At 66.9% G+C, this 20,927-nt stretch carries 19 protein-coding genes; 9 read left to right on the top strand and 10 right to left on the bottom strand.

The window, feature by feature from the left end; translation table 11 throughout:
- The first annotated feature begins 21 nt into the window (after window positions 1-21).
- Together HMPREF0975_RS06405 and HMPREF0975_RS06400 are read left to right on the top strand one after the other, a co-directional pair.
- Window positions 22-1,320, top strand: a complete 1,299-nt coding sequence (locus HMPREF0975_RS06405; RefSeq protein WP_009233322.1) for a class I SAM-dependent methyltransferase — start codon at window positions 22-24, stop codon at window positions 1,318-1,320.
- Window positions 1,321-1,372: 52 nt separating this feature from the next.
- On the top strand, window positions 1,373-2,602 hold the full coding sequence (locus HMPREF0975_RS06400; protein WP_009233321.1) for a glutamate--cysteine ligase: 1,230 nt from the start codon (window positions 1,373-1,375) through the stop codon (window positions 2,600-2,602).
- A gap of 155 nt (window positions 2,603-2,757) precedes the next feature.
- Here the strand turns inward: HMPREF0975_RS06400 and HMPREF0975_RS06395 are convergent, their stop codons facing one another.
- Window positions 2,758-3,033: a hypothetical protein gene (locus HMPREF0975_RS06395; protein ID WP_009233319.1), complete on the bottom strand. Its 276-nt coding sequence runs from the start codon at window positions 3,031-3,033 to the stop codon at window positions 2,758-2,760.
- Window positions 3,034-3,392: 359 nt separating this feature from the next.
- Between HMPREF0975_RS06395 and HMPREF0975_RS06390 the strand changes: the two genes are divergently transcribed.
- From HMPREF0975_RS06390 to HMPREF0975_RS06380, 3 genes are all read left to right on the top strand, one after another.
- Entirely contained in the window at window positions 3,393-4,001 is a 609-nt protein-coding gene (locus HMPREF0975_RS06390; RefSeq protein ID WP_009233318.1) for a hypothetical protein, read from the top strand.
- A gap of 216 nt (window positions 4,002-4,217) precedes the next feature.
- Window positions 4,218-4,748, top strand: coding sequence for a hypothetical protein (locus HMPREF0975_RS06385; RefSeq protein WP_009233317.1), 531 nt, complete (start codon window positions 4,218-4,220; stop codon window positions 4,746-4,748).
- Window positions 4,749-4,805: 57 nt separating this feature from the next.
- Window positions 4,806-5,432: a hypothetical protein gene (locus HMPREF0975_RS06380; protein ID WP_009233316.1), complete on the top strand. Its 627-nt coding sequence runs from the start codon at window positions 4,806-4,808 to the stop codon at window positions 5,430-5,432.
- Window positions 5,433-5,483: 51 nt separating this feature from the next.
- Here HMPREF0975_RS06380 and HMPREF0975_RS14805 read toward each other — a convergent pair whose 3' ends face one another.
- Window positions 5,484-9,278: an ABC transporter ATP-binding protein gene (locus HMPREF0975_RS14805; RefSeq protein ID WP_009233315.1), complete on the bottom strand. Its 3,795-nt coding sequence runs from the start codon at window positions 9,276-9,278 to the stop codon at window positions 5,484-5,486.
- Window positions 9,279-9,396: 118 nt separating this feature from the next.
- On the opposite strand from HMPREF0975_RS14805, the gene HMPREF0975_RS06365 reads away from it, so the two are divergent.
- On the top strand, window positions 9,397-10,125 hold the full coding sequence (locus HMPREF0975_RS06365; protein ID WP_009233314.1) for a TetR/AcrR family transcriptional regulator: 729 nt from the start codon (window positions 9,397-9,399) through the stop codon (window positions 10,123-10,125).
- On the opposite strand, the gene tsaD is transcribed toward HMPREF0975_RS06365, so the two are convergent.
- Window positions 10,109-11,155: a tRNA (adenosine(37)-N6)-threonylcarbamoyltransferase complex transferase subunit TsaD gene (tsaD, locus tag HMPREF0975_RS06360; RefSeq protein ID WP_009233313.1), complete on the bottom strand. Its 1,047-nt coding sequence runs from the start codon at window positions 11,153-11,155 to the stop codon at window positions 10,109-10,111. The genes HMPREF0975_RS06365 and tsaD overlap by 17 nt on opposite strands.
- Window positions 11,156-11,303: 148 nt before the next feature.
- On the opposite strand from tsaD, the gene HMPREF0975_RS06355 reads away from it, so the two are divergent.
- The 3 genes from HMPREF0975_RS06355 to HMPREF0975_RS06345 all read left to right on the top strand — a co-directional run bounded on the left by HMPREF0975_RS06355 (window position 11,304) and on the right by HMPREF0975_RS06345 (window position 13,859).
- On the top strand, window positions 11,304-11,915 hold the full coding sequence (locus HMPREF0975_RS06355; protein WP_009233312.1) for a DNA-3-methyladenine glycosylase I: 612 nt from the start codon (window positions 11,304-11,306) through the stop codon (window positions 11,913-11,915).
- Between the two features lie 105 nt (window positions 11,916-12,020).
- Window positions 12,021-13,094: a hypothetical protein gene (locus tag HMPREF0975_RS15550; protein ID WP_009233311.1), complete on the top strand. Its 1,074-nt coding sequence runs from the start codon at window positions 12,021-12,023 to the stop codon at window positions 13,092-13,094.
- An 81-nt stretch (window positions 13,095-13,175) separates the two neighbouring features.
- Window positions 13,176-13,859 carry an HAD-IA family hydrolase gene (locus HMPREF0975_RS06345; protein ID WP_009233310.1) on the top strand — a complete coding sequence of 228 codons (684 nt, stop codon included), beginning with the start codon at window positions 13,176-13,178 and terminating at the stop codon, window positions 13,857-13,859.
- Window positions 13,860-13,939: 80 nt separating this feature from the next.
- Here HMPREF0975_RS06345 and HMPREF0975_RS06340 read toward each other — a convergent pair whose 3' ends face one another.
- The 7 genes from HMPREF0975_RS06340 to tsaE all read right to left on the bottom strand — a co-directional run bounded on the left by HMPREF0975_RS06340 (window position 13,940) and on the right by tsaE (window position 20,923).
- A complete protein-coding gene (locus HMPREF0975_RS06340) occupies window positions 13,940-14,710 on the bottom strand; it encodes a succinate dehydrogenase/fumarate reductase iron-sulfur subunit (RefSeq protein WP_003785183.1) in 771 nt (256 codons plus the stop codon).
- Window positions 14,707-16,707: a fumarate reductase/succinate dehydrogenase flavoprotein subunit gene (locus HMPREF0975_RS06335; protein ID WP_009233309.1), complete on the bottom strand. Its 2,001-nt coding sequence runs from the start codon at window positions 16,705-16,707 to the stop codon at window positions 14,707-14,709. The genes HMPREF0975_RS06340 and HMPREF0975_RS06335 overlap by 4 nt, the downstream gene beginning before the upstream one ends.
- A gap of 12 nt (window positions 16,708-16,719) precedes the next feature.
- Window positions 16,720-17,439, bottom strand: a complete 720-nt coding sequence (locus HMPREF0975_RS06330; RefSeq protein WP_198009151.1) for a succinate dehydrogenase cytochrome b subunit — start codon at window positions 17,437-17,439, stop codon at window positions 16,720-16,722.
- A gap of 392 nt (window positions 17,440-17,831) precedes the next feature.
- A complete protein-coding gene (locus tag HMPREF0975_RS06325; protein WP_049939534.1) occupies window positions 17,832-18,404 on the bottom strand; it encodes a GNAT family N-acetyltransferase in 573 nt (190 codons plus the stop codon).
- A gap of 18 nt (window positions 18,405-18,422) precedes the next feature.
- Complete coding sequence (tsaB, locus tag HMPREF0975_RS06320) at window positions 18,423-19,205, bottom strand: tRNA (adenosine(37)-N6)-threonylcarbamoyltransferase complex dimerization subunit type 1 TsaB (protein ID WP_009233306.1); 783 nt, start codon at window positions 19,203-19,205, stop codon at window positions 18,423-18,425.
- Window positions 19,206-19,214: 9 nt separating this feature from the next.
- Window positions 19,215-20,288, bottom strand: coding sequence for a hypothetical protein (locus HMPREF0975_RS06315; RefSeq protein WP_009233305.1), 1,074 nt, complete (start codon window positions 20,286-20,288; stop codon window positions 19,215-19,217).
- Window positions 20,285-20,923: a tRNA (adenosine(37)-N6)-threonylcarbamoyltransferase complex ATPase subunit type 1 TsaE gene (gene tsaE, locus HMPREF0975_RS06310; RefSeq protein WP_009233304.1), complete on the bottom strand. Its 639-nt coding sequence runs from the start codon at window positions 20,921-20,923 to the stop codon at window positions 20,285-20,287. Before tsaE ends, HMPREF0975_RS06315 begins: the two co-directional genes overlap by 4 nt.
- Window positions 20,924-20,927 lie beyond the last annotated feature (4 nt).

Raw genomic sequence — 20,927 nt, 5'->3', positions numbered from 1 at the left:
GCCGTGGAATGATCTGTCGTGATGGCTGAGAACCACGTAGCGCTCCTCCTGACGCCCGAGGGCTGGGAGCTTCTGTCCTCCCTGCCCCCTTACGACCCGGCCGAGGCCCTGTCGCTGGGACGCTCCCTGCGCGAGGAGGGGCACTCCCCCGCTCTGGTGGCGGCCGCCCTGACTCAGCAGCGCCTGCGCGCCCGGGCCGCAGCCAAATTCGGACCCTTCGCCCAGCAGATGCTCTTCACCGCCGATGGCCTGGAGCAGGCCACCCGATTGGCGGTCTCGGCCCACCACGCCGCTCGATACGCGGCTGCGGGCATCTCGAAGGTCGCTGACCTGGGCTGCGGGATCGGCGGTGATGCCGTCGCACTGGCCGGGCTCGATCTTCCGGTGCTCGCCGTCGACCGCGATGAGGCCACGGCCGCATTGGCCACCATCAACCTCATGCCCTTCCCCCATGCGAGCGTCGAGTGCACCGACGCCATGGAGATCGACCTGACCGAGCGGGGGGTGGACGCCATCTTCGCCGATCCGGCCCGTCGGGCCCAGGGGCGGCGCATCACCGACCCCGAGCAGTGGTCGCCGGCCCTGTCGCGTGTGCTCTCGCTGCGCGAGTCAGTACCCGCTCTCGGCGTCAAGGTCGCCCCCGGCATCGACCACGCCGCTCTGCCCTCCGACTCCCACACCCAGTGGGTGAGCGTGGACGGCGACGTCGTCGAGGCCGCCATCTGGTGCGGTCCTCTGGCCCCGGAGGGCCCCGGACGCTCCGCGCTGGTCCTGCGCTCGGGGGTCGACGGGGCGAGCGCCCATACGCTGACCGATTCCAGCGTCACCGATCCTTCCGAGCCACCGGTTCAGGTCGACCCGATCTCATCGCCCGACGATCTGGGCAGCATCATCCACGTGCCTGACGGCGCCGCCATCCGCGCCGGGGTCGTCGCCCACCTCTGCGAGGCAATGACAGCCCGGCCAGTGGGCCCGAGAATCGGCTACCTCACATCGGAGAGCCTCCCCGACGAGGCGACCGCACCCTTCGTGCGATCCTTCCGACTCACCGAGATCCTGCCGCTGAGGCTCAAGACCCTGCGTGCCCGAACCCGCGAGCTGGGGGTGGGAAACCTGGAAATCCTCAAGCGCGGAGTCGATGTCTCCCCCGACGCACTGCGCGCCTCGCTGAGGCTCAGCGGCCAGGAGTCGGAGACCTGGATCCTGACTCGCGTCGGGAGCAAGGCCAAGGGCGCCGTCCTCGTCGTCGAGCCCATCGCCGCCTGCTCATCAACCGACTCGCCGACGCGCCGGGAAGACGACGCCCTTTCCTGCGACTAGCCACCGCACCACCTGCCAGCACCCGTCAGGGACCCGAGGAGACGACCAGGACATGCAGGACACGCACCAGAGCACCGCATCCGCCGCCGGAACGACAACGGACCTGCCGCCGGCACGCCGGCCTCAGTCCCTGCCCTTCACCAGATCGGAGCGATCCACGCTGGGGGTGGAGTGGGAGCTGGCGCTCATCGACCGCGACAGCCTCGACCTGCGCCAGTGCGCCGAGGAGATCCTCCAGAAGGTGGGCCCAGATCCGCACGTGCACGGCGAGATGATGCTCAACACCATCGAGCTGGTCTCCGGGGCGCGCCGAACCGTCGCAGAGTGCGTGGAGGACATCGCCCTCGCCTTCGACCGCGTCCTTCCGGTCACCGATCCCCTACGCGTGGACCTGGCCTCGGCAGGCACCCACCCCTTCGCAGACCCGCTGGTGCAGAAGGTGACCAACGCCGAGCGCTACGCCCGCCTGGTGGACCGCACCCGGCTGTGGGGCCACCAGATGCTCATCTTCGGCACCCACGTGCACGTCGGGGTCGAGGACCGGGCCAAGGTCCTACCGATTCTCAAGGCCCTGCTCACGCGCACCGCCCATCTGCAGTGCCTGAGCGCCTCCTCACCCTTCTGGGCGGGTGCGGACACGGGATACGCGGACAACCGGGCCATGATGTTCCAGCAGCTGCCCACCGCCGGCGCACCCGAGCAGTTCAACACCTGGGAACAGCTGGAGAGCTACACCGGAGACCTGGTCCACACCGGCGTCATCGAGGATTTCACCGAAATCCGCTGGGACGTGCGCCCCTCCCCACGACTGGGGACCATCGAGATCCGGGCCTGCGACGCCGCTACAAACCTGACCGAGCTGGCCGGGATCGCGGCGCTGACCCAGTGCCTTGTGGAATCCTTCTCCCGCACCCTGGACCGCGGCGAGGAACTCGACGCGATGCCCGACTGGTACGTCGCCGAGAACAAGTGGCGCTCGGCGCGCTACGGCATGGACGCGATCCTCATCGTCAACTCCGCCGGCGAGGAGGAGCTGGTTGGCGACACGGTTGAGCGGATGCTCACTGAGCTCGCTCCCGTCGCCGAGGATCTCGGCTGCGCCACTGAGCTGGACTCCGTGCGCGCCACCCTGGAGACGGGAGCCTCCTACCAGCGTCAGATCGCCGCCGTCGGGGCCTACGGGGGGCAGAGAGAGGCGGCCGTCAGGCTGCTGCTGGCCGAGGCCCGCGCCGGCAGGCCCCTGCGCCCCACCGAGGTGCTCTCGCTGGCGGCCAAATCCTGACGACGCACGGGCGCCGCTCCCCTTTCAGGAGCGGCCCGTCCGCTTCCCTATCTCGTCGCGCAGGAGACTGGTCATGCTGGTGACGGGGCTCCCCAGCAGGGCGGGAAGCGAGATCGTCGTGTGGCCGTGGGAGAAGCTCCTCTCCATCCGGCGCGTCACCCGCCGCGGCAGCGCGGGGCGCAGGCGCTCCATGGTCGCCTGCGGCGCGCGCAAGTAGACCAAGACGAGTCGTTGTTGCCGACCTTGAGCCAGCCGTTGAGCGTGCGCACATTGAATCCCTCGATCTCCTCCCACCGGATAAGACCCACCGAGTCGCGGCTCAAGTGATCGTGCACGCCCGCGGCGTCGATGACCAGGGTCGGCCTGGGGCCGGAGAGATAGCTCCACAGATCCACCAGACTCAACGGCAGGCCGATGACGCACGCGACCATGAGGCTTATTCACAGGGTAAGAAGAACGGTTTCTGACCTGGGCAAACGCAGGGCTTTCTACGTCTGCGAATTACCCTCTGTGAGAGCTCACCAACGCCAGGTCACCGCCGTCGAGATCTATGGAGGGCGGAGAGTCAGCCATCAGATTGCTCTGACTGAGGCCCTTGCCGGCAGTCCCCTGCACCCCAATCGAGATCCTCTCGCCGGCGTCCAGCCCCTGAGGACACCGGAAGTCCAGCACCTCATCCGGTGACGACGACGCTGCTTTATCGTTTCCCCTTCTTGCCGGCGCCCTCCACCTCCTGAGAGAAGAAAGAATCCCCATTCTCATTGAGGACGCTCAACGCTAAACTCCCTCTATGACACTCCCTGCAGCACAGTATCCGAGCTCATCGCTTCCCAACACACTGGTCCTGCGGTCCCGAGACACCGAAACAAGGCTCATCATCTGCTTCATATTCTCCCTTATAATAAGCCTGCTCCTTGATCTGCTTATCGTCCTGTTGTTTACCATCCTGGGATTGAAGGGGCCTGCGGTAGCCATCTCGCCTCTGCTGCTGATCGCGATACTTTTAAACATTGCCGTTCCGTCCTTCTACCTATGGAAGATCGTCGAAGTACACAGGGCCTGCACAGTTGTCAACAGCCAGGGCCTGCGATTGCAACAGTCAAAACAGTTCGAGCGCTTCATTCCCTGGGAGGACGCGCACGGGCGCATCGCCGTCAAGACGGTGAGCCAGTACACACCTGGCGTCAACATGGCGATCATGAGCCTCATATTCCTCGAAATGGATCATGAGGAACTGGTTCTTCCCGGGACCCTTCTGAACTCGAACAGATCGTACGCCGCCACAGCGACGTCATATGCGATCGCGATACGTATCCTTGCCTATGACCCTTGGGGCCAGCACGAGCCTCTCATAGACTCTGAGAACACCTTCATGCAGGCACCCCAGAACATCATCTAAACAGGTCTCCAGGAGTACACAATCCACCACTGTGCGCAGATAAGCAAGGTTCCCATGGCCCATCAACGATCCAGGCCGAGGAACCAATGCGGCGCATGGGTAGACCATCCCGTGGACGCTCATCAGCGCGATCCCTACACTGAGGGCATGATCCCCGCAGCAGCATCCGCTGACTCCCCATCGACTAAGAGGCTCGTACTACGTTCACGTGCGACCATGGCAAAGTTCTACGCCTTCCTTATCACATCAGCCCTCTTGTCTCCGTTAGCAATCCCCTTGAACATCGTCGTGTTCACATCCTCCGGAAACGGCATCATCCTGTTTCAGATATTCTTCGGAATTCTACTGATCTGCTTCATCGGGGCGTTCTTCTCACTCGGGGCTATGGCAATCGGTATGCGCACCATCGTTGACGAACGTGGTATCGAGCTACGGCAGACGCGGCAGGCGCACCGGCTCATCCCCTGGCAGCAGGCTCACGGGCGCGTCATGGTCAAGACCACTACGCAGCACACCAGCAAACGTTCCACCACGATCAGCCTGATTGTGATCAACCTTGATCACGAGCAGGTTGAGATTCCGGAGACTCTGCTACGAAGCGACGGCCCCAGCGGCATCGCTCAACAGAACTATCGGACTGCCGTGCGGATTCTGTCGCACGATCCTTGGGGGCAAACAGAGCCCCTTGTCGAGACGGAGAACGCGCTCACCCCTTTGGTCCGTCACTCATTTCCTCTCAACCCGTAGTCTCATTGGGGAGCACACCCCTTTGCGGGGCCTTGGGGATCTCCCTACACTCGAGATATGTCCTCCCCCTACGTCTCGCCCCTTCTCCCACCACAGCCTCTCGAGGTTCGCTCCCGCAATATCGACAGGCAGTTCATTCCTGCCGCCATCGCCATCATTATGCTGGCTTTGGTTGCTCTTCCCATCTCCCTGCCGTTTCTCCTTTTTCCTGGGCCGTACACAGTTGTCGGCCTGCTCCTTCTCGCCACGCTCGGATTCCTCACCTGGTTCGTGCTCTGGAGGTATCGCAATGTCACGGCAGTGCGAACCGTCGTCGACGGGCGCGGCCTGTGGCTTCAACAGATGAAATCCTCGGGCCGTTTCATCCCCTGGGACAACGCCAGCGGGCGAATCACCGTCAAGACGGTCAATCAGTACACCCCCGGATCCTCCGGGCCCACGACGATGAGTCTCGTATGCCTCAAGTTGGATCAGGAGGAGCTGGTGCTTCCCGGAACCGTTGTGACCGCGAACAGTTCGAGCAGCGCAGTCCAGCAGTCGTACACCACTGCGATGCGGATTCTGGCCTATGACCCCTGGGGGCAGCGCGAGCCTCTCATGGAGTCCACGAATACTTTCGCGCCTCAGGCGCCCCAGGCGACCGTCATCTACAACGGGTACCCCGGATACCACTCGTTCGGGTAGTAGCCGTCGTCCGGCCCGCGACGCGCGGCTCGCCGCACATGTCTTGTGTCCTTACACGAGCGCCCATCCGCGGGCCCGGTTGCGCTGCTCCCAGAAGCCCCGGTAGGGACCGTCGACCTTCACGAGGTCCTCGTGGCGCCCGCACTGGGAGACGTGCCCGGCGTCGTCGAGAACGATCACCTGGTCGGCCGCTGCGATCGTCTCGAGCTTGTGGGCGATGACGATGAGTGTCGAGGTGCGCCGTAGCTCCTGCATCGCGGCGACGATATTGGCCTCGTTCTCCGCGTCCAGGGCGCTGGTGGCCTCGTCGAGCAGCACGATCGGTGCGCGCTTGAGCAGAGCTCGGGCGATGGAGACACGCTGGCGCTCGCCGCCGGACAGTGCCCGTCCTCCCTCGCCTACACGCGTGTCCCAACCGTGGGGCAGACGGTTGACGATCTCGGTGACGCCGGCGAGGTCCGCTGCCCAGCGCACCTGCTCGTCGTCAGCCGCAGGGTTGCCGATGCGGATGTTGGCGTCCAGGGTGTCGTCGAAGAGGTAGACGTCCTGGAAGACCATCGAGAGCTGCTCCATGAGCTGAGCGGTCGGCATGTCGCGCACGTCGGTGCCGCCCACGCGCACGGTGCCGGAGCCGGCGTCCCAGAAACGGGCGATGAGGCGGGCGATGGTCGTCTTACCACTGCCGGAGGGGCCCACGATGGCGCACATAGCGCGTGCGGGCACGCTCATCGATACTCCGTCCAAGACGGGTTCGTCGGCACGGTAGCCGAAGACGACGTCGTCGAGTTCGACGGCGCCCGGGTCGGGTAGCTCGGCACGGACCTGTGGCTCGGCCATGAGCTCGGCGTCCATGACGGCGTCGAGGTGGTTCATCATCTGACGCCGTTCCTCCAAGCCCATGACGGATGCGCCAATGTCGTCGAGCATGGTGGTGAAGCGCAGGCACATGCCAATGATGGCGACGGCCACGAGGGGCTCCATGGTGCCAGAGACCGCGAAGGAGGCGGTCAGGGCGATCATGGTGACGACGATGACCTGGCTCAGTGCCCCGTTGACGAGGTTGCCGGCGGTCTCCCACCACAGGGCGCGCCTCGAGACGCGGTTCCCGTCATCGAAGGCGGAGGTCAGGCGGCTGTAGCCGGTGGCGGCCCTGCACGAGCGCAGAGCGCCCTGGCAGCGGGCGATCTCGACGACGCGGGTGGCCAGCTCGCGCTCGGCGGGCTCGGAGATGGACTTGCCGCGGTCCAGGAGGCGGCGCGCGGCACGCACCAGACCCGCGAACAGGGGCGCAGCCACGGTCAGCAGCAGACCCAGGCGCCAGTCCCAGGCCCAAGCTCCGGCCCAGACGATCACACAGGCAGCGGTCGTGGAGGAGAGCATGTACATGAAATGGGCGGCGGACTCCCCCAGAGCCACCATCTCCTGGCTGACGGCCCGCGACAGGATTCCGGCGGAATCGGCGTCGAACCAGCGCAGGGGCAGGCGCGCGATCCGGTCACCGACCGCATGATGAACATCGTGCATGAAGCCGAGGGCTCCGGACATTCCTCGCCGCTGCCCCTGGAACTCCGTGACGGCGGCGACGACGCCGCAGATGACGAAGACGATGAGCCAGCCGCCGAAGGACAGCCCCCACCGGGGCGCACCGGCGCCAAGGGCGACCGAGGCGGGCAGGAGTGAAACCAATGCGGCCCCGGAGGCGATACCGTTGGCCGCTGCCAGAATGAGACAGCTGCGCGTCTGACGCCAGGAGGAGTCCAGCATGAGCCTGCGGAAGCGGGACAGCAGGGAGCTCACGGCCCGGGGGGCGTCGGCAGCCGGCGTCGGGACCGAAGGAACAGGCCGTGGACGATCGGCTTCGTCGACGGCTTTCGGACTGACAGCGGTGGGAGTCTCCTTCTCTGCCCCGATATCTGCCCGGGTGAGTCCGTTCGGCACGGCGACGGGTTCCTGGCCGGAAGGAGCGGTGGCCTCGTCGAGCTCGCCGGTCTGGCGCAGAAGGGCGCGGTAATAGGGCTCGTCCACGAGGTCGTCGTGGCTGCCGGAGGCGACGATGCGCCCGTGCTCCATGACGGCGATGCGGTCGGCGCCGCGCACGGCCGCCGGGCGATGGGCGATGACCAGAACGGTTCGGTCCTTGACCAGGGCACTGAGCGCTTCCTGGATCTCGGCCTCGGACTCGGGGTCGGCCATGGCGGTGGCCTCGTCGAGCAGGATGACGGGGGTGTTCAGCAGGATGGCACGGGCAATGGCGATGCGCTGCTCCTGGCCGCCGGACAGAGCCGTGTCCTGCCCCAGAACGGTGTCGTAGCCGCTCGGCAGGGCCATGATCTCCTCATCGATGCGGGCCACGCGGGCGGCGGCGCGCACCTGGTCCAGATCGGCGTCGGGACGCCCGAGCGCGATGTTCTCCCGCACGGTGGTGCCGAGCAGCTGGGCGTCCTGGAGGACGAAGGAGACGGTGGAGTACAGGGTGGCCTCGTCCATGTCCCGCAGGTCCACGCCGCCGATGCGCACGGCGCCGGCGTCGGGGTCGGCGAAGCGGGCGATGAGAGTGGCCAGTGTCGACTTGCCCGAGCCGGAGGGGCCCAGCAGAGCGGTGACGGTGCCGGGCTCCAGAGTGAGGGAGGCGTTATCGACCGCGAGGGTGTCCCCGTAGGAGAAGGAGACACGACTGATCTCGACGAGCGCCGAGCGGGGCCGCTCGGGCCGCTCGGCGGCGGGCAGAACGGGGGTGTCGAGGACCTCGCACAGGCGCAGGGCCGCGGCGCCGGCCAGCTGGTAGGACCAGGAGATCGAGGCGATGGTGATGAGCGCAGCGGGCAGGACCAGGGCGATGAGAGTCGTGGCTAGGACCTGGGGCAGGGTGACGGCGCCGGCGTGGATGAGCAGCGCCCCGCCACCGAGGTTGACCAGGAGTAGCACAGGGATCGAGACCCAGGTGAAGGACAGGCAGGTGACGGTCACCAGGGGCATCGCCCAGGCGCGATAGAAGGCGGAGAACTCGTCGGCTGCGGCGAGGTAGGCCGAGTGGGCGCGCCCCACGCGCCCGAAGGCCTTGACCACGCCGATACCAGAGACGAACTCGACCATGGTGGATGAGATGGCCGCCAGCTTGCGGTCCATCTCGACGGTCTTCTCGTTCATGCCGCGCATGGACACCGAGTAGGTGAGTACGTAGAGGACGAGCGTGGAGACCGCCAGCAGAGCCAGGCGCCAGTCGATCCAGATGGCGCACACCAGCAGCGCCAGCGGAGTGACGACGGCGTTGAGGCGCTCGACGGGGCCGTGGGCGATGACGGTGTGAACGAGGGTCGTGTCGTCCTGGACCGCCTTGCGGATGCGCCCGGAGGTGGAGGCGGTGAACCAGGCCAGTGGAGCCTGGGAGATGCGCTCGACGATGTCGCGGCGCAGACGGTCGCGCAGGGACAGGTCGGCCAGGTGGGTGATGAGCAGCGCCAGGAAGTACAGGAACAGGCGGGCGGAGTAGGCGCTCACGAGCATCATGACGGCCGAGCGCACCTGCTGCGGGTCCGGACTCACGCCCGCTCGGTAGGCGCGCAGGAGGATATCGCCGAGCTGGACCAGTGCGATATAGGGCGCCACCGCCAGGACCGCGGAGAGCAGGACAAGAATCTGGCCGATCCGCAGGCGGGTGCGCACGGGGGATCCGAGGCGGGCGATGGCGGCCTGCCCCTGGCGGGAGCGCTGGGTATTGCTCCGACGGGCCTGCTCGCCGAGGTTCTCCGCCCCACCGGCGCCTTCCGAGACCTGCGACTGCAGCAATGCCTGTGACGACGACTGCGACGACGTCCCTGGTGCTGACCGATGTACCTGCGTGCTCATCAGGTTCCATCCCTCCGTCGACCCTAATTATGAATGAGTTTCAGAACTCGATAAGGTACACCTTACTCTTACCGCTGAAGCGGGGGCAACCGCCGTCGCAGCGCACTACGGTACTGTCATGGCATCACCAGCACGACTGGGCAGACCGACCGGACCGAAACCCGGTTTCTCGCGCGACGACGTCGTCGACGCCGCTCTTGAGCTCGGCATCGCGGACTTCACGCTCACCGCAGTGGCCAAGCGGATGGGAGTGGCGGCCTCCGGGCTGTATCGCACGATCTCCTCGCGCGAGGATCTGCTGGCCGCCTGCCTGGAGAGGATCGCCGCCGAGGCCGACATCCCGCCCGTCGGGGAGAGTTGGCCCGATGCGGTCAGGGCGCATGTCGAGGCCGTCTGGGGGATGCTGGAGCGCTACCCGGGCCTGGCCGGAGTCATCATGGGTGTGCCGTGGGCGCACCAGCTCTTCGCAGGCCCCATGGTCAGGGCCTGCCAGTGCCTGGTCGACGGCGGACTGGGAGCGGAGGAGGCCGGCGTGGTCCTGGACTTCGTGGGCGACACCGTCATTTCCACGCACGCGCAGATCGAGGTCATGCGCTCGCCCGTCGCCCGCGCCGGGCGAGGCGCCTCCACGGGGCTGGAAGAGGCGAGCCGGTTCGCCACCGCAACTCGGGCGCCAGATCTGCCCGAGGCACTGACCCCGAACAAGAGTTGGTTGGACCGGGGCGGATTGGACCGCAAGATCGAGATCATTATCCGGGGCGTTGCCGCCGGCCTCCCTGCCGGCAGCGACAGCGCAGTGGACAAGCCGCCGTCCAGCACGCCGGCGGACGTCAGTGAGCGACGCTGACGTCCAGCGACATCCCTGAGTCCGGGGCGAAGTCCATGGGGCTGGGGGCGACGCCGGCACGCACAGCGGCCGATCCCAGGGCGGCGATCTGGGCTCCGTTGTCGGTGCAGAAGCGCAGCGGCGGCAGGCGCAGGGTGATGCCTGCGGCTTCGCAGCGCTCGGCCGCCAGGGAGCGCAGGCGGGAGTTGGCGGAGTAGCCACCTCCGACGACGAGCGTATCGCAGCCGGCATCCAGGCAGGCCTGGACCGCCTTGGCCGTCAGGGAGTCGTTGACGGCCTCGGAGAAGGCGGCGCACACGTCGGCACTGGGCACCTCCTGGCCGGCGTCCTCCAGGGACTCGACGTAACGGGCCACCGCTGTCTTGAGCCCGGAGAAGGAGAAGTCGTAGCGGTGACGCTCCTTGTCCTTGCCGGCGGCCAGACCGCGGGGGAAACGGATGGCACTGCGGTCGCCCTCCTGGGAGAGACGATCCACGTGCGGACCGCCGGGGTAGGGAAGCCCCAGGAGTCGGCCGACCTTGTCGAAGGCCTCTCCGGCGGCGTCGTCGAGTGTGCCGCCGAGCTCAACGACGTCGGTGGCGATGTCGCGGATGCTCAGGAGGTTGGAGTGCCCGCCGGAGACGATGAGGCCGATGAACTGCTCGGGCAGTGGGCCGTCGACCAGTTCGTCGACTGCCAAGTGCCCGATGACGTGGTTGACGCCGTAGATCGGCCTGCCCAGGCTCGCGGCCAGGGCCTTGGCGGCGGAGATGCCGACGGTCAGGGAGCCGATGAGTCCGGGACCGGCGCACACGGCGACGGCGTCGACCTCGCCCAGCTCGACGCCTGCTCTCTCCAGCGCGGCATCGAGGGTAGGCAGGAAGGACTCCAGGTGGGCTCGCGAGGCGATCTCGGGGATGATTCCACCGAAGCGCGCGTACTGGTCCATGGAGGTGGCGGTGACGTCGGCGAGGAGCTCGCGGCCGCGCACGAGGGCCACACCGGTCTCGTCGCAGGTGGACTCGATGCCGAGGATGAGGGGGGCGCTCACAAGCCCCCAGCCTATCGCCTGCCGACGCGGACGGAGGACAGCCCCTCACCGGGCCCCTGTGGGGCGGGCCAGCAGGTTCAGCCCGGGCTACCGTTGAGGCGAGCCGACCGAGCTGCGATACGGGCGCAACGGACGAGGAGGTACTGCGATGACCGAGCCCGACAACCCGGACCTGGTGACGGGCGATGACGGCCTGGCCCGGCCGGCCTGGGCCGCCACCGATCCTTTGCTGCGCGAGTACTACGACACCGAGTGGGGCATGCCGGTGCGCGACGAGAGGGGAGTCTTCGAGCGGGTGAGCCTGGAGGCCTTCCAGTCGGGCCTGTCCTGGGCGACGATCCTGCGCAAGCGCCCAGCCTTCCGCGACGCCTTCGCCGGATTCGACCCCGACGCGGTAGCCGGCTTCGGGGAGGCGGACGTGGACCGACTGCTGGCCGATGCCCGGATCGTACGTAACCGGGCCAAGGTCCTGGCCACCATCACCAATGCCCGCGCGACGGTGCGCCTCAGGGATACCGTCGACGGCGGCCTGGCGGGCCTGGTGTGGTCCTACCGGCCAGAGTCGACTCCGCGACCGCATCGGTTCGCGGACATCCCCACGCAGTCGGAGCAGTCGGTCGCCCTGGCCAGTGACCTCAAGCGCCGCGGTTTCCGCTTCGTCGGCCCGACGACGATGTACGCCCTCATGGAGGCGATCGGAATCATCGATACCCACCTGGTCGGCTCCCACCGCCGTGGCTCCTCCGGGGTCTGGAGCTAGGGATCCCGGGCGCTCCGACGCCAGTGCGCGAGCCCGACTTCGCCTGGCTCACGGCGGGGATCAATACCCCTACCTCTTACCCGCACGCACCCCTACGCTCCTGCCATGAACAGGCCCAGGCAGCACGCTCCTCTCCGCCACCTCAACGGCCCCGGGCGCAGCCTCCACACCCGGCGCGAGAAACGGCCGGCGGTATCCTTCATTGCCGTCATCGCCGTCACCCTGGCGGTCCTGCCGCTCTCGGCGTGCTCCGACGGCGGGGGCAGTATCATCCGCTCTTGGCTCCTGAAGCAGGACGGTGTTGAGAAGGTCGATGTGACTCATTCGAATTGCACTTTTCTCGACGGAGACGATGACTGCAACACTGTTGCCACAATCAGCCTTTCTCCGAACACGAGCCCAGATGCCGTATGCTCCCTGGCGCAGAAAGCGGATAAAGAGCTACCCAAGAAGAAACGCATTGACAGTTACAGCGCCACCCTTACCTTCACGTGGCAGTATCACGGAACAGAACTGACGCTTGAAGACCACGAAACCCCCATCGCGAACACGGCCAGCACAGAGAAGAACCCCTCACAAGAATGTGAGATGCTGAACACCGCAGCCGAATATACTGGAGAGGAGGTGGACAAGATCAGCACCTCCTCAGGTCGACTCGAAATCAACCGCGGAGACGTCGATAAAGTTCCAGACAACCTATTCACCCGAGCCCCCAGCCCGGACAAAGAAGTGGGAACAGAATCATGGGACTCTTTTAAACTCAATGACTGGGATACTACCGTGACTGCATCTTCGACCACTGCCGTATCAGAGCCGGCAACCAAGAAACTGCTTACGGAGATCACCCAAACGCCCGGTCCGAGTGATCGCTCCAAGCTTTTAATCTTCTTTCAACTCGGAGGATATCAGGGAGAAAGTTCTGAATCTGAAATCACAGTTGGAGGTCTGGGCGGCGCCCCGCTCGTCGGCCCAGACACCGATGCCGCCGCGCCGGTCCTTGCTATCGCCATGAAACAACCAAAGATATCAAAGATAAGCCTGTGCCCGTCATCCAAGAAAGGTTCTTCCATGGACAATTGCATCGTCTACTCCAAGAAGAACGGCTCCTTCGACACCGACAGCGAGCACTCCACTGGAAAAACTCGAGAGATCTATAAAGCCGCAAAGAAACTGTCGTAGGTTCCCCTTGCTCCTGTCGAACGCGGTCGGAGTAGACTGAGACTCGCACCATTATTCGGCTCGAGCTTTCCAGGAGGCCCCATGTCCGTTCAGCTCCTGTCGTCGGACGGCTCCGCCGAAGAGCCGGTCCCCCTGGCCCGAGCCGAGGCGATCCTGTGCGACATGGACGGCACCCTGGTGGACTCCTCGGCGGTCGTGGAGTCGATGTGGAGCTCCTTCGCCCGAGATCACGGCATGAGTGAGCGATTCGACGAGATCATGGCCTATTCCCCAGGCCGTACCGGCATCGACACGATCCGCCGGTTCCTGCCGGACCTGACGGCGGAGGAGCACGACGCGATTCATGAGCGCTTCGCCCGCGAGGAGATCGTGCGCACGGCGGGGCGTATGGCGGATATCCCCGGGGCCGCGGCTCTGGTGACCGCGCTGCTCGAGGCCGATGTTCCGCTGGCCCTGGTCACCTCCGCCCCAATGGAGCTCATGCGGGTGCGTATGGAGGAGGCCGGGGTGCCCATCCCCTCTATCGTCGTCTCCGCCGACGACGTCGAGCGCGGCAAGCCCGATCCTGATGCGTACCTCAAGGCCGCCGAGCTCCTGGGGGTACCGATTGCCTCCTGCCTGGTGCTGGAGGATGCCGCCTCCGGCTACACCGCGGCCCGGCGGGCCGGTGCCCAGGTCCTCCTCGTGGGCAACGGCGTTCCTGAGGCCGATCCAGGGACTCTCCAGATCCCGGACTTCACCGGGGTCACCTTCACCATCCACTAGCCCCTCACGTCGAGTCGGGCATTTTTCGCGTAGGACTACGCGAAAAATGCCTGACTCGGCGTATGGAAGATGGGAGGAGGTCAGTGGGCGTGCTGGCCCTTCCACAGGGCGTGGCCCAGGTCCCGGTTGAGGCGCGAGATGACCTCGAGCGGCACCGACTTGGGACACACGGCCGCGCACTCACCGATGTTCGTGCAGCCGCCGAAGCCCTCGGCATCGTGCTGGTTGAGCATGCTCACCACGCGGGCGAGACGCTCGGGCTGGCCCTGCGGCAGCAGGCCCAGGTGCGAGATCTTCGCACCCGTGAACAGCATGGCAGAGGCATTGGGGCAGGCGGCGACGCAAGCACCGCAGCCGATGCAGGCGGCGGCCTCGAAGGCGGCATCGGCCTTCTCCTTCTGCACAGGCACCGAGTGGGCCTCGGGGGCGCCCCCGGTGTTGACCGAGATGTAGCCGCCGGCCTGGACGATGCGGTCCAGGGCAGAGCGGTCCACGATGAGGTCGCGCAATACCGGGAAGCCGGTGGAGCGCCACGGTTCGATCGTGATGGTGGAGCCATCCTTGAAGGAGGGGTCCTCCGCCAGGTGGCGCATGTGCAGCTGGCAGGTGGTGGAGCGGATCGGCCCGTGGGCCTGCCCGTTGATGACCACACCGCACTGACCGCAGATGCCCTCGCGGCAGTCGGAGTCGAAGGCCACCGGTTCCTTGCCCTCGGCGAAGAGCTGCTCGTTGAGCAGGTCGAGGACCTCGAGGAAGCTCATGTGCTCCTCGATCCCGCTCATGGCGTACTCCTCGAAGTGGCCCTTCGAGTCCTTGTTCTTCTGGCGCCAGATCTTGAGCTTGATGTTCACTTGTAACTCCGCTGCTTGAGCTCGATGTCCTTGTAGACGAGGTCCTCCTTGTGGAGGATCGGCGGGCGGTTCTCCCCGCCCCACTCCCAGGCGGCAACGTAGAGGAACTCGTCATCGTGCCGCATGGCCTCACCCTCGGGCGTCTGGGACTCCGCCCGGAAGTGACCACCGCAGGACTCACGCCGATGCAGGGCGTCGATGCACATGAGCTCGGCCAGCTCGAAGAAGTCCAGCAGCCGGCCGGCCTTCTCCAGGGCCTGGTTGAGCTCGTCGGCCTGGCCCGTGATACGGGCGTCGCGCCAGAACTCCTCCTTGAGGGCCTGGATCTGCTCGATGGCGTCGCGCAGACCGGCATCACGCCGCTCCATGCCGCAGTACTCCCACATGATGCGGCCCAGGGCCATGTGGAAGTCGTCCACGCTGCGGGTACCGCGCAGCGCCATGAGGCGGGCGACGCGTTCCTCGACGGAGCGCTTGGCCTCGGCGATCTCCGGGGCTTTCGGGTCGACCTTGCCCAGGCGCAGCATGTCCGCCAGGTAGTCGTTCATGGTGTCGGGCAGGACGAAGTAGCCGTCGGCCAGGCCCTGCATGAGGGCGGAGGCCCCCAGGCGGTTGGCGCCGTGGTCGGAGAAGTTGGCCTCTCCAGCGATGTAGAGGCCCGGGACGTTGGACTCTAGGTCGTAGTCCACCCACAGGCCGCCCATCGTGTAGTGCACGGCGGGATAGATGCGCATGGGCACCTCGTAGGGGTCATCCCCGGTGATGCGCTGGTACATCTCGAACAGGTTGCCGTAGCGGGCGGAGACGGCATCCTTGCCCAGACGGCCAATGGCCTCGGAGAAGTCCAGGTAGACGCCGCGGCGCATCATCCGCTCGTTGCCGTTGGCGTCGCGCTCCTTGATGGCTGGGCCCACGCCGCGACCCTCGTCGCACATGTTCTTGGCCTGGCGCGAGGCGATGTCACGCGGCACGAGGTTTCCGAAGGCCGGGTAGATGCGTTCGAGGTAGTAGTCGCGAGCCTCCTCGGGGATGTCGCGCGGGTCCTTGTCGCAGTCCTCGGCCTTCTTGGGCACCCAGATGCGGCCGTCGTTGCGCAGCGACTCGCTCATGAGGGTGAGCTTGGACTGGAAGTCCCCGGACTGCGGAATGCAGGTGGGGTGGATCTGCGTGTAACAGGGGTTGGCGAAGTAGGCGCCCTTGCGGTGCGCGCGCCAGATGGCGGTGGCGTTGCAGCCCATGGCGTTGGTGGACAGGAAGAACACGTTGCCGTATCCGCCGCTGGCCAGGACGACAGCGTCGGCCAGGTGGGTCTCGATCTCCCCGGAGACCATGTCTCGGGTGACGATGCCGCGGGCGCGGCCGTCGACGATGATGAGCTCGACCATCTCGTGGCGGCGGAACTCCTTGACCGTCCCGGCGTGGACCTGGCGCTCCAGGGCCTGATAGGCGCCGATGAGGAGCTGCTGACCGGTCTGGCCGCGGGCGTAGAAGGTACGGGAGACCTGAACACCGCCGAAGGAACGGTTGTCCAGCAAGCCGCCGTACTCGCGGGCGAAGGGGACGCCCTGAGCCACGCACTGGTCGATGATGTTGGCCGAGACCTCGGCCAGGCGGTAGACGTTGTCCTCGCGGGCGCGGTAGTCGCCGCCCTTGACTGTGTCGTAGAAGAGCCGGTAGGTGGAGTCGCCGTCGTTGCGGTAGTTCTTCGCGGCGTTGATACCGCCCTGGGCGGCGATGGAGTGCGCCCGGCGGGCCGAATCCTGGTAGAAGAAGACTTTGACGTTGTAGCCCTGCTCGCCCAGGGAGGCGGCAGCAGCACCGCCTGCCAGGCCGGAGCCAACGACGATGATGTCCAGCTTGCGGCGGTTGGCGGGGTTGACGAGCTTGGCCTCGAACTTGCGCTGCTCCCAGCGCCGGTCAATTGGGACGGAGTGGGGGGCCTTGGTGTCGGCGATCTTCTCGCCCTCGTAGTACAGGCCGTCGATGAGTTCAGTCATAGTCGTTCACTCTCAGTGGGAAAGGATGCCGGCCTTGGCAGCCTCGATCGCGTACTGGGCGCCGGTCATGGGCTCGGGCACCACGTTGAAGAGGATCGCCGTCGGAACGATCATGAAGGCGGCGAACAGGCCGAAGGCCACCACGAACGCGATCAGCCGGATGAAGGGGATGGTGCTTCCTCGCACCGCGCCCAGCGTCTGCAGGGCCGACCACACGCCGTGCCAGACGTGCAGGCACAGGGCCGCCAGCGCGATTGCGTAGATGAGCCACACCCACCACAGCTGGAAGCCGTACCACATGTTCATGTAGGCGCGTCCATGCTCGTAGTGCCCCCCGGGCGTCAGTGTCAGGGTGGTGAACTGCAGGATGTGCCAGATGATGAACAGCAGCAGGATGACACCGCCCCAGCGCATGGTGCGCATGGCGTAGCGGGAGGCGAAGTAGTCCGCGCCGGGCTTCTTGACCGCGTACTTGTCGTTGCCGCGGGCCCGCTTGTTGCGCACCCACAGGCAGAAGGCGCTGCCGGCGTGAGCCAGGAGGCAGACCATAAGGGTCACGCGCAAGATCCACAGGACGCCGCTGTAGGGAAGGATCGGCTGGAGGAGCGTACGCAGGAAGTGCGCGTAGTGATCGTAGGCAATCTCACCCTCGAAGTAGTGAAGGTTGCCGTAGGCGTGGAAGAGGACGAAGAACAGGAACACCAGCCCCGAGATCGCCATCATGCGCTTCATGAAGACGGTCGTGGAGAAGGCGGTCCGCCTCTTCAGGGAAGGAGCAGATGTTTTGGCCACGGCAGAAGGCTAGCCGGGCTCGGACTCCCGTTGGTCCCCTCCGCGCCGCCAGCAGCTCCGCTGTGCCGAGAATCCGCAGAAACGTGCGGATTTCGCAAGTCCTCCACTGCGGATTCAACGCTGCTGAATATGCTGACGACCTTGTCAGGGACCACCTTTTCGTCATGGGGGTGTCAGACAAATCTGTGAGGTCTCAAACAACAGGGCCACGCGAAGCCGGTGACCGTGTTTAAGGCCGGCGCCTGCCGCGGCTATCTGCCTCTTCGTCCCCGGCGCAATCCTCCCGGTCGGGAGTGATTGCCCGTCCGGGCCGGCAGGGCGCGCCGCTCACCTCAGTTCGAACTCGCCCTGCTGATCTCGTTCGCCCCGATCGGGCCCAGGCGCGGACTCAGCATCAGCCTCATGACCACCGCATCCTCGGGCGGCGCCTGGTAGTAGCGGCGGCGCCGCCCGATGGGGACGAATCCGTGTCTGGTGTAGAGCCGCTGGGCGACCTCGTTGGACTGGCGCACCTCCAGCAGGACGTCGGGACAGCCTGCCCGCCGGGCTGTGCCCACGAGCTCGGTGAGCATGCAGGAGGCCAGACCGCGCCCTCGTGCCGCCGGGATCGTGGCGATGGTCAGCAGGTCGGCGCTGGTCAGGCCGTCGGCGTGGTAGAGGCCGGCGTAACCCAGGAGTCCTGCCCGGAGCCCCGTGTCGCCGTCTGGATCGTCGGGACCCTCGACGACGATATAGCGGCGGTCGGCCCGGGATCCCCGGGAGGCCTCCAACTCGGCCGCCAGCAGGTCCCGGCTCCAGGCCTCGGCCCCGAACAGCTCGCCTTCGAGACGGGCAATCTCGTCCAGATCCTCCTCGGCCATCTCCCGCACTCCGAGGGCTCTGTGTGGTCCCGCCACCCCGGTCATCTGAAGAGGGATACCCGATCAGTGCACGCGCTTGCGCGCGGCGGGCATCTGCACGTCGGCGTGGCGCAGGTAGAGCGGCTCCGTGCCCAGCTCCTCGCCGCGGCCCAGGCGGGCCAGGGCGATGCGCACCTGGGTCAGGACATCGCCGGAAACGGGGGCGAGCGCCTCGCGGGACCGGGTCTGCTCCGTCAGCTCGGGGTAGAGGGCGGCGCCGGAGCCGGCCACGAGATCGACGGTTCCGATCCCGCCCGCCTGCTCGCTGATCCGCTCTACGACCAGGGTCGGAGGGCAGACGTCGATCTCGGTCAGGCGGGTGACGTCGTCGGGCCCGTTGGCGCGGAAGAGTGCTGCGTAGACCTCGCGCCTACGGGCGTCGGTGGCGACCAGGACCACGGGGTCCGGCTCACCGCCCCGGGCGGCCAACTCGTCCAGAGCCCGGCGGGCGACGGCGTCGAGACTGGAAACGCCGTGGACGGGTACGCCCCGAGTGCGCCCCACGACCCTGGCCGTCACCAGTCCGGCCCGCAGCCCGGTGAAGGGGGCCGGCCCCGTGGCGGCGACCACGGCATCCAGCGAACGGTCCGCCGCATCGGGGACAGACAGGGCCTCGGAGAGCATCTGCCCCAGGGATTCGGCGTGACGCCGGGTGTCGGTCTGTTCGGTCCGGCTCAGCACTCGCAGAGCATGATCGCAGGCGTCCGTATCGCGTCTGCCGGGGAGGACGGCGGCCTCGGCCGCTCCAGCGGTTTCGACGACCGCGAGCTGTGTCCCCAGGGAAGAGTCGATCGAGAGGATTCGCACCGGGCCAGCCTATGCCCTCGGGTCCCGGGGGTAGTCGGCACGGCTCTCCGGGATCGTGTCGCCCAGGGTCTCGCCACCGGTCGCACCCGCGGCGTCCTCGGCGCCATCGCCCAGGAGGGACAGGTCGATGGCCGCCCGCGGGATACCCCGGCGCACCGCGACGCCCTCGATCTCGGGCTGGTCCCGGCTCTGCCGGTCGGCGCGCTCGGCCATATCGGCGCGATTTCGGGCCTGGCGCAGCGGCGCTGTCACCTTGCGCTCGTGACGGACCGTGATGATGACGGTGATGACTCCGACGACGACGACCGCCAGGACAGGTCCCCAGATCGCCCAGCCCCCAGCGGAGGAGCGCGTCTCACTCTGGGTGGCGGAGGTCTTGGGCTTGGAGCCGGCGCGCTCGCGCAGAATCTCGCCGTAGTCGTTCAGTTCGATGGGGCCGGCCAGGCGCCGGGTGGCAGCCTCCCCGAGGGCCGTCACCGTGGTGCCGTTCAGCGAGTACCAGGCGTTGGCATTGCGGTCGTGAATAAGGTGGGCAGCGCCCATCTGGTCGACGTCGGTGGCCAGATCGTCGTCGAACATGGGGGTGCAGGTGGTGCGCCCCTTATCCGTGACCACCTCGAGAAGGCCGACGGGCTTGCCGGCGGCGGTGGCGGTCGCGGCCCAGTCTCCGGTGTCGACGGGCTGGGCGGACGGCTGGGAGCCGTCGAGGAAGCCGGGGGCCCAGGTGTAGACGCTCCTCAAGTCTCCGACCGTAATCTCGCCCTGCTCTCCGGTGCTCTGGCGCACCTGGGCAACGCAGTCGCTCTCCATGAGCGACTTGGCCGTGTTGCGCGAGTCCGCATCCGCAGGGGTGTCCGTCGAGCCGACTGCGCTGTCCGAGCTGTCCGGGGCGGCTGAGTCGCCTGCACCGGCCGTCGGCGGGTTGGTAGCGGCTCGGGCCGCCGCCGCGGCCAGGAGGGAGGCGGCCAGAAGGACAATGGCGAGGGCGAGAAGGAGGGCCGGGCCTGGCAGGCGCCCGCGGCTTAGGGCGCGCCGGATGGGGATGGCGTCGCGGACGGGAGCAATGGGAGAAGGAGTGTTCACAGCGGTGCTCCGGACTGGTGAGGGGTATCGGCCGCCAGAGGGCTCAGATCGACGTCGGCCCATCGCGGGCCGAGGGCGCGCACGGATACGCGCCGGTGACCGTCGTCGACCTCGGCCAGGTCGACGACGGAATCCTGCGCCGCCGAGGCGTCCTGCTGCCCGAGAACGGTCGGGGCGCCGTCGGGCTGCGGGGCGCCGGCGTGGATGGCGCCGTGAGGACGTGAGACCTCGATCTCCAGGCGATCGGGGCTCAAGGCCTCCACCTTGTCCTCGCCCCACTCGACCAGGGTAACCGAGCGTTCCAGGGAGGAGTCCAGGTCGAGGGCGTCGATCTCCTCCAGGGAAGTGATGCGGTAGGCGTCGACGTGGATGAGGTCGGGGCCGTCGGCCAATGATGGGTGCACGCGGGCGATGATGAAGGTAGGCGAGGAGACGCGGCCGCGTACCCCCAGGGCCGCCCCGATGCCCTGGGCCAGCGTGGTTTTACCGGCGCCCAACCCACCGGAGAGCATGACGAGGTCGCCTGCGCGCAGCAGGCGGGCCAGATCGGCGCCAAGCGCCCGGGTCTCATCGGCGTCACCGGTTGCGACGGTGATCTCGGAGACGGTCTCAGGTGTCTGGGGCGCACCGCTCACGTGT

This window comes from Actinomyces sp. oral taxon 849 str. F0330 (genome assembly GCF_000239715.1).
Classification (GTDB): Bacteria; Actinomycetota; Actinomycetes; order Actinomycetales; family Actinomycetaceae; genus Actinomyces; species Actinomyces johnsonii.
This window is presented reverse-complemented; position numbering and strand designations above follow the sequence as displayed.